The sequence below is a fragment of the Marichromatium purpuratum 984 genome (assembly GCF_000224005.2).
In the GTDB taxonomy this organism is placed as follows: domain Bacteria; phylum Pseudomonadota; class Gammaproteobacteria; order Chromatiales; family Chromatiaceae; genus Marichromatium; species Marichromatium purpuratum.
The window spans coordinates 2691988-2705170 of record NZ_CP007031.1; the positions used below are offsets into that span (position 1 = coordinate 2691988).

At 68.9% G+C, this 13183-nt stretch carries 11 protein-coding genes; 6 read left to right on the plus strand and 5 right to left on the minus strand.

The window, feature by feature from the left end; genetic code table 11:
• Positions 1-38 precede the first annotated feature (38 nt).
• Positions 39-2717 (minus strand): bifunctional acetate--CoA ligase family protein/GNAT family N-acetyltransferase, encoded by a 2679-nt coding sequence (locus tag MARPU_RS11715; RefSeq protein ID WP_005223540.1) that lies wholly within the window; start codon positions 2715-2717, stop codon positions 39-41.
• Positions 2718-3070: 353 nt separating this feature from the next.
• Between MARPU_RS11715 and MARPU_RS11720 the strand changes: the two genes are divergently transcribed.
• From MARPU_RS11720 to MARPU_RS11735, 4 genes are all read left to right on the plus strand, one after another.
• Complete coding sequence (locus tag MARPU_RS11720; protein ID WP_005223538.1) at positions 3071-4003, plus strand: histone deacetylase family protein; 933 nt, start codon at positions 3071-3073, stop codon at positions 4001-4003.
• A 179-nt stretch (positions 4004-4182) separates the two neighbouring features.
• Positions 4183-4968: a dienelactone hydrolase family protein gene (locus tag MARPU_RS11725; RefSeq protein ID WP_005223536.1), complete on the plus strand. Its 786-nt coding sequence runs from the start codon at positions 4183-4185 to the stop codon at positions 4966-4968.
• Positions 4969-5065: 97 nt separating this feature from the next.
• Positions 5066-6508: a cryptochrome/photolyase family protein gene (locus MARPU_RS11730; RefSeq protein ID WP_005223535.1), complete on the plus strand. Its 1443-nt coding sequence runs from the start codon at positions 5066-5068 to the stop codon at positions 6506-6508.
• A gap of 5 nt (positions 6509-6513) precedes the next feature.
• Positions 6514-9093 carry a sensor domain-containing protein gene (locus tag MARPU_RS11735; RefSeq protein ID WP_005223532.1) on the plus strand — a complete coding sequence of 860 codons (2580 nt, stop codon included), beginning with the start codon at positions 6514-6516 and terminating at the stop codon, positions 9091-9093.
• A gap of 5 nt (positions 9094-9098) precedes the next feature.
• Here the strand turns inward: MARPU_RS11735 and MARPU_RS11740 are convergent, their stop codons facing one another.
• From MARPU_RS11740 to MARPU_RS11755, 4 genes are read right to left on the minus strand one after another with little or no spacing between them, the layout of a single operon-like run.
• Positions 9099-9836, minus strand: coding sequence for a tRNA threonylcarbamoyladenosine dehydratase (locus tag MARPU_RS11740; RefSeq protein ID WP_005223530.1), 738 nt, complete (start codon positions 9834-9836; stop codon positions 9099-9101).
• The gene (locus MARPU_RS11745) at positions 9833-10627 is read right to left on the minus strand and encodes a TatD family hydrolase (protein ID WP_043763625.1); all 795 of its coding nucleotides are present in this window, start codon (positions 10625-10627) and stop codon (positions 9833-9835) included. Before MARPU_RS11745 ends, MARPU_RS11740 begins: the two co-directional genes overlap by 4 nt.
• Positions 10620-11360: an NYN domain-containing protein gene (locus tag MARPU_RS11750; RefSeq protein ID WP_005223526.1), complete on the minus strand. Its 741-nt coding sequence runs from the start codon at positions 11358-11360 to the stop codon at positions 10620-10622. Before MARPU_RS11750 ends, MARPU_RS11745 begins: the two co-directional genes overlap by 8 nt.
• 43 nt (positions 11361-11403) lie before the next feature.
• Positions 11404-11940 (minus strand): DUF2058 domain-containing protein, encoded by a 537-nt coding sequence (locus MARPU_RS11755; RefSeq protein WP_005223525.1) that lies wholly within the window; start codon positions 11938-11940, stop codon positions 11404-11406.
• A gap of 407 nt (positions 11941-12347) precedes the next feature.
• Here MARPU_RS11755 and MARPU_RS11760 point away from each other — a divergent pair, with 407 nt between their 5' ends.
• Together MARPU_RS11760 and MARPU_RS11765 are read left to right on the plus strand one after the other, a co-directional pair.
• Positions 12348-12857, plus strand: a complete 510-nt coding sequence (locus MARPU_RS11760; protein ID WP_005223524.1) for an OmpH family outer membrane protein — start codon at positions 12348-12350, stop codon at positions 12855-12857.
• A gap of 86 nt (positions 12858-12943) precedes the next feature.
• On the plus strand, positions 12944-13180 hold the full coding sequence (locus MARPU_RS11765) for a YdcH family protein (RefSeq protein ID WP_005223523.1): 237 nt from the start codon (positions 12944-12946) through the stop codon (positions 13178-13180).
• The last annotated feature ends 3 nt before the right edge of the window (positions 13181-13183 follow it).

Consider the following 13183-nt stretch of genomic DNA (forward strand, 5'->3'; position numbering starts at 1 on the left):
TGCGATTTATCCGGGACTCTGGCAGGCCACCGCAGGGCTCAGAGCACCTTGCTGACGAGCTTCACCGACATGTCCTGGGGATCGTTGACGATGCGGAAGCCGAGCGACTTGACCAGCGCCAGCATGCGGTTGTTGGCCGAGAGCACCTCGCCGTCCATCACCCGGAAGCCGCGTCGGCGCGCGTTCTGCATCAGCGAGCGCATCAGCCGCGCGCCGATGCCCATGTTGCGCCACTGGTCGGAGACCACGATGGCGAACTCGCAGGCCTCGCCGCCCGGGCGCGTCATGTAGCGCGCCACCCCGACCTGCACCTCCTTGCCCTCGTGCTCGAGCACCCCGATCAGCGCGATCTCGCGGTCGTAGTCGATCTGGGTGAAGCGCACCAGCATCTCCGGGGTCAGCTCCTTGATCGCCTGCATGAAACGGAAGTACTTGGTCTGCTCGGAGAGTCCGCGGACGAAGTCCTGCTCCATCTCGGCATCCTCCGGACGGATCGGGCGGATCACCAGATCGCGCCCGTCGGGCAGCTGTACCCGCTCGATGAGGTGGCTCGGATAGGGATAGATCGCCATGTGCCCGTAGATGCGCTGCTGCGGCGGGCGGTAGTCGACATGGATCGAGGCGTCGACCGCGATCACCTCCTTGTCGTTGCCGATCAGCGGGTTGATGCGCAGACCGATCACCTCGGGCAGCTCGCAGACCATCTCCGAGACGCGCTGCAGGATCCTCGCCAGCGCCACCCGGTTCATCGGCGGCATGTGCTGGAAGCTGCCCATCAGCCGCGCGATGCGGGTGTGGTCGATCATCGTCTGGATGATGAAGGCGTTGAGCGGCGGCAGGCCCAGGGCGCGGTCCTCGATCACCTCGATCTTGGTACCGCCGGCGCCGAAGCAGATCACCGGGCCGAAGATCTTGTCGCGGAAGACCTCGATCATCAGCTCGCGCGCGGCGCGGCTCGAGACCATGTGCTCGACAGTCACCCCCTCGAGCCGGGCGTCCGGGCGCAGCCGTCGGGCACGCTCGACGATCTCGGTGAAGGTGCGGCGCACCGACTGGGCGTCGGCGATGTTGAGCTTGACCCCATCGACGGCGGACTTGTGCTCCAGATCGGGCGAGTTGACCTTCATCACCACCGGGAAGCCGAGTGCCTCGGCGGCCATCAGCGCCTCGTTGGGGGTACGCGCCATCACCGCCTGCATGGTGGGGATGCGGAAGGCCGAGAGGATCGCCTTGGCCTCGACGGTGCCGAGCACCTTGCGCCCCTCGGCCATCACCCCCTCAATGATCAGTCGCGCCCCCTCGATGTCGGGCGGGTTCTCGAAGGCCAACGGCGCCGGCGACTGCATCAGCAGCTTCTGGTTGCGCTGGTGCACGGCGAGGAAGGCGAAGGCCGAGGCGGCGACCTCGGGGTTGTCGAAGTGCGGCACCCCGTTCTCGGCGAGCAGGGTCTGCGCCTCGGCCACGTACTGCCCGCCCATCCAGCAGGCGAGCACCGGCTTGCGACTGCCCTTGGCCGCGTCGATCACCTCCTCGGCGGTGGCCACCGGGTCGCCGAACACCAGCGGCGCGAGGATGCAGAGCACGCCGTCGACCTCGGGGTCGGCGAGACAGGCGTCGAGCGCGGCGCGATAACGCTCCGGGTTGGCATCGCCGATGATGTCGATGGGGTTGCCGTGCGACCAGTAATCCGGCAACACCCGCTCGAGCACCTGACGGGTGGAGTCGCTCAACTGCGCCAGGGTCAGGCCCAGCTCAACGGTGCGATCGGCGGCGAGCACACCGGGGCCGCCGCCATTGGTGATGATGGCGATGCGGTCGCCGGCGAGCCGACGGCGGGCGCCGAACACCTGGGCGGCGGCGAACAGCTGATCGAGGTCGTCGACCTGCACCACGCCGGCACGGTCGGTGACCGCGCGGAACACCTCCGCCGAGCCGACGAAGCCACCGGTGTGCGACTTGATCGCGCGCGAGCCGGCCGGATGGCGCCCGGCCTTGACGATCACCACCGGCTTGAGCCGTGCCGCGGCGCGCAGCCCGCTGATGAAGTGGCGCGCGTTGCGAATCCCCTCGACATAGAGCAGGATGCACTGGGTCTGGTTGTCGAGGGCGAGATAGTCGAGGATGTCGCCGAAGTCGACATCGGCCGCCGCGCCGAGCGAGACCACTGCCGAGAAACCGACCTTGCGCGGTTCCGACCAGTCGATCATCGCGGTACAGATCGCCCCCGACTGCGACACCAGGGCGACGTTGCCGCTGCGCGGCAGTGCCTCGCCGACACTGGCGTTGAGCCCGTGCTGCGGACGCATCACCCCGAGACAGTTGGGCCCGAGCACACGGATACGATTGCGCCGCGCCGCCTCGACCATGCGCTCCTGGAGCACCTCGCCACGCTCGCCGTGCTCGGCGAATCCGGCCGAGTGCACCACCGCCGCCTTGGCCCCGTAGCTGCCGCACTGATCGAGGATCGCCGGCACCCGCTCGGCGGGGATGGCGATCACCGCCAGGTCGATGTGCTTGTCGAGCGCCGTCAGGCTCGGATAGCAGGGCTGACCGGCGACCTCCTCGTACTTGGGGTTGATCGCATAACAGTGACCCTTGAAGCCACCCGCGAGCAGGTTGCGGAACACCATTCCGCCGATCGAGCCCTCCTCGTCGCTCGCACCGAACACCGCCACGGCACTCGGGGTGAAGAGTTGGTCAATGTCGGTCAAGCGCATGGGAACTGCCCTCCGAGGCAGGAAAGGGGTTAAGCTGCATTGAAACCCTCCGAGAGGGGCTGATTATCGGCCATCCCGGCACGCCCGGCACGGAAACCGCCCACACCGCCCCCGGGGAGTGACAGGTGCCCGGTCGGCGCCCGCCCGAAACGCTGGGGGAAGCCCCGCATTGACCGGGAATCCCCGCTGAGGCGAGGATGGGAGGTCGTGTCGGCGAGCGCGCGCAGCGCGCGCCGCCCCCCGTGCCAATGATCGCAGCCCGGATGCGTCCGCGTGGACGCCCTGTCGCGAAGAACGAAACCATGCCGGCGGCGCCTCCAGCGGACGCCGTGCTCGACGACCGAGGACCCGACATGAATCTCGCCTTCATCAGCCACCCGTCCTGCCTGGAACACCGCATGGGCGAGCACCATCCCGAGTGCCCCGAGCGGCTCAACGCGATCGGCGATCGCATGATCGCCTGCGGCATCGAGATGCTGCTGACCCACTACGACGCCCCCGCCGCGAGCCGCGCGCAACTCGAGATGGTGCATGAGGCCGACTATGTCCAGCACATCATCGACACTGCCCCGAGCGACGACTCGGTGGCCTGGGTCGACGGTGGCGACACCGGCATGAACCGTCACACCATGGAGGCGGCGATGCATTCCGCCGGCGCGGTGATCCTCGGCGTCGATCTGGTGATGAGCGATCGTCATCATGCCGCCTTCTGCTCGGTGAGGCCGCCGGGGCACCATGCCGGACGGCGCAGCGGCGGCGGCTTCTGTCTGTTCAACAACGTCGCCATCGGCGCCGCTCACGCCCTCGCCCACCACGGGCTCGAGCGCGTGGCCATCATCGACTTCGACGTCCATCATGGCAACGGTACCGAGGAGATCTTCCGCGGCGACGAACGCGTACTGTTCTGTTCGAGCTTCCAGCACCCCTACTACCCCAACAGCGGCGCCGACACCGACGCGCCCAACATTCTCAATCTGCCACTGCCGCGACTGACCGACGGGGCCGCCTTCAAGGCGGCGATCGAGCAGGCCTGGCTGCCCCGACTCGACGAGTTCGCGCCCGAGCTGATCATGATCTCGGCGGGATTCGACGGCCATATCGAGGACGACATGGCGCACTTCAACCTGCGCGAGGCCGACTTCGGCTGGCTCACCCGCGAGCTGCACCAGCTCGCGCTGCGCCATGCCGGAGAACGGGTGGTGTCCTGCCTGGAGGGGGGGTATACGCTGTCGGCGCTCGGCCGTTGTGTCAGTACGCATCTCGACGAGCTGATCGGCCACGTCTGAATCGGCGGGGTCGGGCCGCCGTGCTGCAACGCAGCATCAGGATAGACGGGCCGGATCGGGGTTGCAATCCGGCTTCGGGAGGACATATTGCCATCGCGACCATGCGCCCGGATATCCCCCTCAATGCGGGCCAGGTCCACGCCCGTCCCTGAGATCCGATCCGTACGGAGGGAAGGAGGATGCGCATCCCGTCGCTGCTCGCCGCCGTCGCCCTGCTCGCCACACTCGAGATCGGCGCCGCACCCCGCACCGAGACCCTGTTCTACACCGATGGCGAGATCCGCCTCGGCGGCTATCTCAGCCACGACGACGCCCACCCCGGCCCACGCCCCGGAGTGCTGGTGCTGCACGAGTGGTGGGGGCTCAACGATCATGTCCGCGCCCAGGCGCGACGGCTCACCGAACTCGGCTACGTGGTCTTCGCCGCCGACCTCTACGGCGCCGGTCGAGTCACCGAGCACGCCGCCGACGCCAAGGCATGGATGACCCAGCTCAGCGAAGATCCCGAGGCCTGGCGCCAGCGCGCCCTCGCCGGGCTGACGGTGCTGCGCGAGCGCCCGGAGGTCGACCCCGAGCGTATCGTCGCGCTCGGCTACTGCTTCGGCGGCGCCACCGCGATGCAGCTGGCCTATGCCGGCGCACCACTCGCCGGCGTGGTCAGCATCCACGGCTCCCTGCCCCCGCCACCGCCCGAACTCGGCCATCTCTCACCCGCGGTGCTCGCGCTGCACGGCGCCGCCGACCCCATGGTGCCGACGGCTCGCGTACACGCCTTCGAGCGCGGCCTCGAACGCCTCGGCGCCGACTGGCAACTGGTGATCTACGGCGCGGCCCGTCACGGCTTCACCAACCCGGAGGCCGACCGCTACGGGCTCGACGGCGTGGCCTACGACGCCCGCGCCGCGCAACGCGCCTGGCGCATGCTCGAGACCTTTCTCGACGAGGTGCTGACAACCGCGCCCTGAGCCGGTGCGCTCGAACACGCCCGGATCGGCTACCATCGGCATTGCGCGTCGCCGGCGGCGACGCCGTCCGTTCACACCCACCGATCAGCACCACATCATGTCCGATACCATCATCGTCTGGTTCAGACGCGACCTGCGTCTCGATGACAACCCCGCGCTCGAGGCCGCGCTGCGCGCGGGCGCGCGCATCCTCCCGGTCTATATCCATGCCCCCGACGAAGAGGCCCCCTGGGCCCCAGGCGCAGCCAGCCGCTGGTGGCTGCACCACAGCCTCGAGTCACTCGATGGCGCGCTGCGCGCGCGCGGTGCCCGACTGTGGATCGGCCAGGGCAAGAGCCTCGCGCTGCTGCGTCGACTGGCCGAGACCAGCGGCGCCCGGGCGATCCACTGGAACCGTCTCTACGATCCCGCCACCCGAGCGCGCGACACCGAGATCAAGCAGCAGCTCCGTGCCGCCGGACTCGACTGCGCCAGCCACAACGGCGCGCTGCTGTTCGAGCCCTGGGAGGCGGCCACCGGCAACGGTGGTCCCTACAAGGTGTTTAGCGCCTTCTGGCGTCACTGCGCGCCGCGCCTCGCCGAGCACCCCGATCCGATCGCGGCCCCGGCACGGATCCCCACCGTCGAACTCGACGGCGGCGCCACCGTCGCCGAACTCGGGCTGCTGCCACGCCTCTCCTGGGACCAGGGCTTGGCGGCGAACTGGACTCCCGGCGAGGACGGCGCGCGGATGGCCGCCGAGCACTTCCTCGCCGGCCCTCTCGGCGGCTACGGCAAGCTGCGCGATCATCCCGACCGACCGGGCACCTCACGGCTCTCGCCACACCTCCACTTCGGCGAGATCGGTCCGCGCCGACTGCTCGCGCTGACCCGCGCCGCGCTTCCCGCCCCCCCGACCCTGGGTGAGGATGCCTTCGCGCGCGAACTCGGCTGGCGCGAGTTCGCCTATCATCTGCTCTATCACTTCCCGCAGACCCCGGAGCATCCGCTCGATGCGCGCTTCGCCGACTACCCCTGGCGCGAACCGTCCGATACCGAGCTGCTCGAGCGCTGGCAACGAGGACGCACCGGCATTCCCCTGGTCGACGCCGGGATGCGCGAGCTGTGGCACACCGGCTGGATGCACAACCGGGTGCGCATGGTCGCCGCCTCCCTGCTCACCAAGAACCTACGCCTGCCCTGGCAGCTCGGCGCGCGCTGGTTCTGGGACACCCTGGTCGATGCCGATCTCGCCTGCAACACCCTCGGCTGGCAGTGGACCGCCGGCTGCGGCGCCGACGCCGCACCCTACTTCCGGGTCTTCAACCCGGTGCGCCAGGGCGAGCGCTTCGACCCCAATGGGGACTATGTGCGCCGCTGGTGCCCGGAGCTGGCACGCCTGCCCGACAAGGTACTGCAACAACCCTGGACCGCCACCAATACCACGCTGGCACGCGCCGGCGTTGGTCTCGACCTCAACTATCCGGCCCCCATGATCGATCTGGCGCAGTCACGGCGCGAGGCACTCGCCGGCTGGGAGCGTATCAAGACGACTCCCTGAGTCACATGCAGCATCGTCAATGTCCCCTTAGAATTGAGGGGGACTTCACCGAGGAGCGCCCCGATGCGCCGAACACCACCGATGCCGAACCACTGCCCGGCCAAACGACGACGCTGACCCTGGAGTCGGAACCCATGCCCGTCGCGCCCAAGCGCCCACATCTCACCTCAAATCGCCCGGCGCTGGGATTGTTGCGCGCGCTCTTCGACGCCTGCCACGAAGGGTTGATCGCAGTCGATCCCGACTACGGACGCATCCAGCTCGCCAACCTCACCGCCTGTCAACTGCTGCGTCTGGACGAACACGAGCTGCTCGGCCAGCGTCTCGAGCCGCTGCCCTGCTGGCCAGCGGAGCGCGGACTCGACGACGAGCTGGCCGCAGTACGCATCGGCGAGCGGGTGCTCGAGGCCCCGGGACCGGACCCGCGCACCCCGCTCGAAGTGCGACTGCGACTGATCGAGAACACGCCCAGCGGTCCGCTGGTGCTCGTGGTGCTGTCGCATCGCGAGCGCCGCCGCATCGAGTCGGCGCTGCGCGAGAGCGAGGCACGCTTTCGCGGCATCCTCGAGAAGCTGCCGGCGATCGCAGTACAGGGCTATGACGAGCAGCGCCGCGTCACCTTCTGGAACCGCGCCAACGAGCGTGTCTACGGCTACACCCCACAAGAGGCGCTGGGGCGACGGATCGAGGAGCTGATCATCCCGCCGGAGTTTCGCGAGCAGATGACCGGATTGATCGATACCTGGCTGCAGAGCGATCGCGACCCGCCGGCCAGCGAGTTGCGGCTGCGCCGTCGCGACGACTCAGCGGTCGAGGTCTTCTCCAGCCACGTGATGCAGCGCTACAGCAGCGGCCGGCGCGAGATGTTCTGCGTCGACATCGACCTCACCGAGATCCGTGCCGCCGAGGAACGGCTACGTCTGGCCGGTACCGTCTTCGACAGCACCGCCGAGGGGATCTACATCACCGACGCGAGCGGTCGTATCCTCGAGGTCAACCGCGCCTTCACCGCGATCACCGGCTATGAGCACGACACCCTGCTGGGTCGACCGATCTCGCTCCTCAAATCGGCCCGTCACCCCCCGGGGTTCTTCCAGGCGATCCGCCGTGCCCTCGCCGAGACCGGCTACTGGCGCGGTGAGATCTGGATCTGCTATCGCGATCGCAGCGTCCATCCGGCACTGCTGCGCATCAACCAGGTCTGCAACCCCCAGGGCGAGACAGCGCACTTCGTCGGCGTCTTCTCCGACCTCAGCCAGGTCCGCCACTCCCAGGCGCGGGTCGACTACCTCACCCATCACGACGCCCTCACCGAGCTGCCCAACCGGCTGTTGTTCCAGGCCCGGCTCGAGCACGCCATCGGGCGCGCCGAGCAGGGATGCGGCCAGCTCGCCGTGCTGTTTGTCGATATCGACCGCTTCAAGGGGATCAACGACGCGCTCGGTCACGCCGGTGGCGACGCCCTGCTGCGCGCCGTCGGTCGTCGCCTGAAGGCGCGACTGCAGCGCGACGACACCATCGCCCGCTTCAGCGGCGACGAGCTGATGGTACTCACCGAGCACATCGCCGACGAGGCCGACAGCGCCCGACTCGCCGAGCAGCTGCTGCGCGCCATCGCCGCACCCTTCGAACTCTGCGACGACGAGCTGTTGATCACCGTGAGCATCGGCGTCGCGCTCTACCCGCGCGACGGCGCCGACAGCACCCAGCTGCTGCACAACGCCGAGGTCGCGCTGCGTCAGGCCAAGCATGCCGGCGGCAACAGCTATGCCTTCTTCACCGCCACCCTCACCCGCATCGCCCGCGATCGCGCCCAGCTCGAACACGAACTCAAGCGCGCCATCCGCGACGGCGAACTGCTGCTGCACTACCAGCCCCAGGTCTCGCTGCTCGACGGCGCCCTGGTCGGGATCGAGGCCCTGGTGCGCTGGCAGCACTCCCAGCACGGTCTGCTGCCGCCAGGACGCTTCATCCCCGTCGCCGAATCGAGCGGTCTGACCCTGGCGCTCGGCGAGTGGGCGCTGCGCGAGGCCTGCCTCCAGACACGCCGTTGGCTCGAGGCCGGAATCGCCATCGGCCGGGTACACGTCAATGTCGCCCATGCCCAGATCCAGCGTGGCGCGCTTTATGACACCACCCGACGCATCCTCGACGAGACCGGGCTCGATGCCCGCCATCTGGGGCTGGAGATCACCGAGGGTGTGGTGATGGAGCACGATATCGATGTCATCACCGAACTCGAACGACTGCGCGCCGACGGCATCAGCCTCTCGATCGACGACTTCGGCACCGGACACTCGTCGCTGGCGCGGCTCAAGCAACTGCCGGTCGATCTGCTCAAGATCGACCGCTCGTTCGTCGGCGGGATCGACACCCAGGGACAGGATCGCGACATCATCCGCGCGATCATCGCTCTCGGCGAGGCGCTGGGGCAGGAGATACTGGCCGAGGGCATCGAAACCCGTGAGCAGGCGCGGGCGCTGCGCCGACTCGGCTGCCGACTCGGCCAGGGCTATCTGTTCGCCCGACCGCTCGCCCCGGAGGCGCTGCCGGACTGGATCGTCTCGCGCGCGCGAGCGGACTGAACCGCTCAGCCGGCGTCCGTCCCCTCGAGCAGGCGCCGGATCACCACCCCGGCGAGGGTCAGACCGAACAGCGCCGGCAGATAGCTGATGGTGCCGTTGACCGCGCGCGCGCGACCCCGGCCGACCGGCTCGGGCGACGCCGGCGGGCGTGGCTCCTCGTCCGACCAGACCACGCACACCCCGCGCCCGACCCCACGACGGCGCAGCTTGGTGCGCACCGCGCGCGCCAGCCCGCAGACCTTGGTGTCCATCAGGTCGCCGACCTGGATGCGGGTGGGATCGAGCCGCCCACCGGCGCCCATGCTGCTGACCACCGGCACCCCGAGGCGCAGCGCGGTCTCGATCAGCGCGAGCTTGCTCCCCAGGCTGTCGATGGCATCGACGAGCTGGTCCGGGCGCTCGGCGAGGAAGGCATCGGCGCCCTCGGCGGGCAGGAAGGCGGCATGGGCGCGGACCCGACACTCGGGGTTGATCGCGGCGACGCGCTCGGCCATCACCTCAACCTTGGGGCGACCCAGGGTGGTGGCGAGCGCCACCAGCTGACGATTGAGATTGGAGGGATCGACGCGGTCGTGATCGACCAGAGTGAGGGTGCCGACCCCGGCGCGCGCCAGCGCCTCGGCGGCGAAGGCACCGACCCCGCCGAGCCCGGCGACGAAGACGTGCGCATCACGCAGTCGCGCCACCCCATCCTCGCCGACGAGGATCCGGGTGCGGTCCCACAGCGGCTGATCCTGGCTCATAGCGCCAGCACCTCGCGGGCATTGGTCGTGGTGTGGGCGGCGAGCAGCTCCGGCGACTCGTCGCGGACCTCGGCGAGGGCGGCGAGCACCTGAGCGAGATAGGCCGGGCTGTTGCGCTCGCCCCGGTGGCGGGCCACGGTCATGTCCGGGGCGTCGGTCTCGAGCACCAGGGCGTCACGCGGCAGCGCTCGCGCCAACCGCCGCAGCCGGGTCGAGCGCGCAAAGGTGAGCATGCCGCCGAAGCCGAGCCGGAACCCGCGATCGAGATAGCGCCCGGCCTGCTGCTCGCTACCGCCGAAGGCATGCGCGATGCCGCCCTCGACGCCGACACGGGCGAGCGCGGCGAGCACCTCCTCGTGGGCCTTGCGCACATGCAGCAGCACCGGCAGCCCGGCCTCGCGGGCGATCGTCAGCTGGGCCTCGAACAGCGCCAGCTGGTGGTCGCGATCGGCGTCGGCACGATGGAAGTCGAGCCCGATTTCCCCGATCGCCACCGGCCGCTCGGCGGCGACCAGCGCGCGCAACGCCGTCAGTGCCGATTCGGCCGCCTCGGGCGGCGGCAGATAGAGCGGGTGCAGCCCGAGCGCGACCCGACAGGCCGGGCGCTCGGCGGAGGCGGCAGCACGCTGCGCCAGCACCGCCGGCCAGCCGGCGCGCGCGATCGCCGGGATCACCAGGGTCTCGACCCCGACGGCGCGCGCCGCGGCCAACACCTCGGCCCGGTCGAGGTCGAACACCGGCAGGTCGAGATGGCAGTGGGTGTCGATCAACGACGGCCCGCGCTCAGTCATGGTGTCGTGGATCACGGACATAGAGCACGCGATGGGGGCCACGCCCGACCTGACGCGCGTCGAGTTCGAACAGCTGGATGGCGTTGAGCAGCTCGCTGAGCTTGCGGTAGCCGTAGTTGCGCGCGTCGAACCCGGGGCTGCGCTTGGCGATCGCCGAGCCGACCGGCCCCAGACCGGCCCAGCCGGTATCGTCGGCGGCGCTGTCGACGGCGCTGCGCAATAGATTCACCAGCCGGGTGTCGCACTTCAGCTCCTTGGTGCTCTTGCGCGCGCCGTCGTCCTCGTCGGCGTCCTCGCGCAGCACTTCGGTGAAGACGAACTTGTCGCAGGCGGCGACGAAGGGCTCGGGGGTCTTGCGCTCGCCGAAGCCGTAGACGGTCATCCCCGATTCGCGCAACCGCGAGGCCAGGCGGGTGAAGTCACTATCGCTGGAGACGATGCAGAAACCGTCGAAGTTGCGCGAATAGAGCAGATCCATGGCGTCGATCATCATCGCGCCATCGGTGGCGTTCTTGCCCTTGGTGTAGCTGAACTGCTGGATCGGCTGGATCGAGTGACGCAGCAGCGTCTCCTTCCAGGAGCCGAGGTTCGGCGAGGTCCAGTCGCCATAGATGCGCTTGACGTGCGCGGTACCGTACTTAGCGACCTCGGCGAGCAGCCCCTCGACGATGCTCGCCTGAGCGTTATCGGCATCGATCAGCACCGCGAGCTTGAGATTGACCGGTTCCGTCATCGGCGACTCCATGCAGGATCGAGGCGTGAGCGGCGCAACAGACTCACCACATCAGGTCGTCGGGCACCTGGAACTCGGCGTAGGGATCGTCCTCGTCGGGCGTCTCCTCGGGCCGGTTGAGCACCAGCACCAGACGTGCGTTGCGCTCGAGCAGGCGCTCGGCGATCTCCGCCGGCACCAGCTCGTAGAAATCGTCCTGACGCACTACCGCGAGCCGGCCCGCGACCAGTTTGGCGTACTGCGCCTTGTTGACGTAGATCCGCTTGAGCTTGCTGCCGTCGGTGAAGTTGTAGGCGACGTCACCACGCTCGCGCACCACCCGGTTGCTGTGGATGAGCTGGCGGACCTCGTTCTCGGCGGCGCGGCGCGCGGCCTCCTCCTGACGCTGGCGGTTGAGCGCGCGATCGCGCTCGAGCTTCTCGCGCCGGGCACGCTCTGCGGCCTGACGCGCGGCCTCGTCACCGGCCCCGCCCTTGGGGTTCTGCTTGACCTTCTTGCGCTTGGCCGAGCGCGCTTGCTTGACTTTCTGTTCGTTGACCAAGCCCGCCTTGAGCAGTTGGTCCTGGAGCGAGTTGCCCACGTTGCGGATCTCCGGAAAAGCTGTCCGCGCCTGCCATGACGCGGTCTGTCTGTATCGAGGGGGGTCGGTCGGCGACCGGATGCGGTCGCGCCCGGACGTCTGGACCACGACGACGAACGAGGCGCCTCGACACCTTCCCGCCCCCATGCCTGTCATCATCGACCCCGACGCCCCCGAACCCGCCACCGCTCAGGGTGGCACAAGCGCTCGAGGACGCAATGGCGGTGAAGTTCCGTATATTGTCGCTTTCCGTGGTGATTTTCGCCAGGGTCGCGGATACCGGCCAGGCGCACGCCCCTGTGACGCGATCCAGCGCCCTGGCTTAGAATCCCGCCGGGGCCAGAGGCCCGAACCACCGGCATCGACGCCGGATCCCCAGATACCCGAGACCACCCCGGAGTCCACACATGAGTCGTCCGCTTCAGACCACAGCCCTGCTGCTCGCCCTCGCCCTGCCCCTATCCGCCCTCGCGGGACCGAGCGTCGGCTATGTCGACATGCAGAAGGTGCTCGAGGAGAGCCGTATCGGTCAGCAGGTGCAGGAGCAGCTGCGCAAGGACTTCGAGCCACGCGGACGCGCCCTGGCCGAGGAAGAGCAGACGCTGATGCAGATGCAGCAGTCGCTCGAGCGCGACGCCCCGCTGATGAGCGAGGCACAGGTCGGCAAGCAGCGCGCCGAACTCAAGGAGCGCATCGCCGCCTACCAGAAAGAGGCCGCACAACTGCAACGTGAACTGATGAAGGCCCAGCAGGAGAAAGGGCGCGAGATCGTCGTGCCGGCGCGCGAGGTGGTCAACGCCATCGCCGAGAAGCGCGGACTCGACATGGTCGTCGAGCGCGGCCAGAACGGCCTGCTCTACATCGACGAGGAACTCGACATCACCGAGGCGGTGATCGAGCGTCTGGACGACAAATGACCCCGGCGGCGACCGGCCGCGCGCGGCCGGTCGCCACACCTATACTCGGGGCAAAGATCTCGCACAGTCATCAGGAGGAGCGGTCCATGCTCGGTGAATCCCACGACCTGCTGCACGAGTTCCCCGACCTGCACACCCGCATCGCCGTGCTGCGCGCGCGCGACCCCGGTTTCGCCCGACTGATGGACGAATACGACGAACTCGACGTCCGCGTCCGTCAGCTCGAAGAACTCGGCGCCCCGGTCGCCGACGACACCCTGGAGGTCTTGAAGAAGCGTCGTCTGCAACTCAAGGACCAGCTCTACGCACAGCTGCGCGCCTGACCC

What these genes read in the sequence shown, in the direction of transcription:
- MARPU_RS11715 (WP_005223540.1), bottom strand. Translation starts at nt 2,717, where the DNA reads ATGCGCTTGACCGACATTGACCAACTCTTCACCCCGAGTGCCGTGGCG.
- MARPU_RS11720 (WP_005223538.1), top strand. Translation starts at nt 3,071, where the DNA reads ATGAATCTCGCCTTCATCAGCCACCCGTCCTGCCTGGAACACCGCATG.
- MARPU_RS11725 (WP_005223536.1), top strand. Translation starts at nt 4,183, where the DNA reads ATGCGCATCCCGTCGCTGCTCGCCGCCGTCGCCCTGCTCGCCACACTC.
- MARPU_RS11730 (WP_005223535.1), top strand. Translation starts at nt 5,066, where the DNA reads ATGTCCGATACCATCATCGTCTGGTTCAGACGCGACCTGCGTCTCGAT.
- MARPU_RS11735 (WP_005223532.1), top strand. Translation starts at nt 6,514, where the DNA reads ATGCAGCATCGTCAATGTCCCCTTAGAATTGAGGGGGACTTCACCGAG.
- MARPU_RS11740 (WP_005223530.1), bottom strand. Translation starts at nt 9,836, where the DNA reads ATGAGCCAGGATCAGCCGCTGTGGGACCGCACCCGGATCCTCGTCGGC.
- MARPU_RS11745 (WP_043763625.1), bottom strand. Translation starts at nt 10,627, where the DNA reads ATGACTGAGCGCGGGCCGTCGTTGATCGACACCCACTGCCATCTCGAC.
- MARPU_RS11750 (WP_005223526.1), bottom strand. Translation starts at nt 11,360, where the DNA reads ATGACGGAACCGGTCAATCTCAAGCTCGCGGTGCTGATCGATGCCGAT.
- MARPU_RS11760 (WP_005223524.1), top strand. Translation starts at nt 12,348, where the DNA reads ATGAGTCGTCCGCTTCAGACCACAGCCCTGCTGCTCGCCCTCGCCCTG.
- MARPU_RS11765 (WP_005223523.1), top strand. Translation starts at nt 12,944, where the DNA reads ATGCTCGGTGAATCCCACGACCTGCTGCACGAGTTCCCCGACCTGCAC.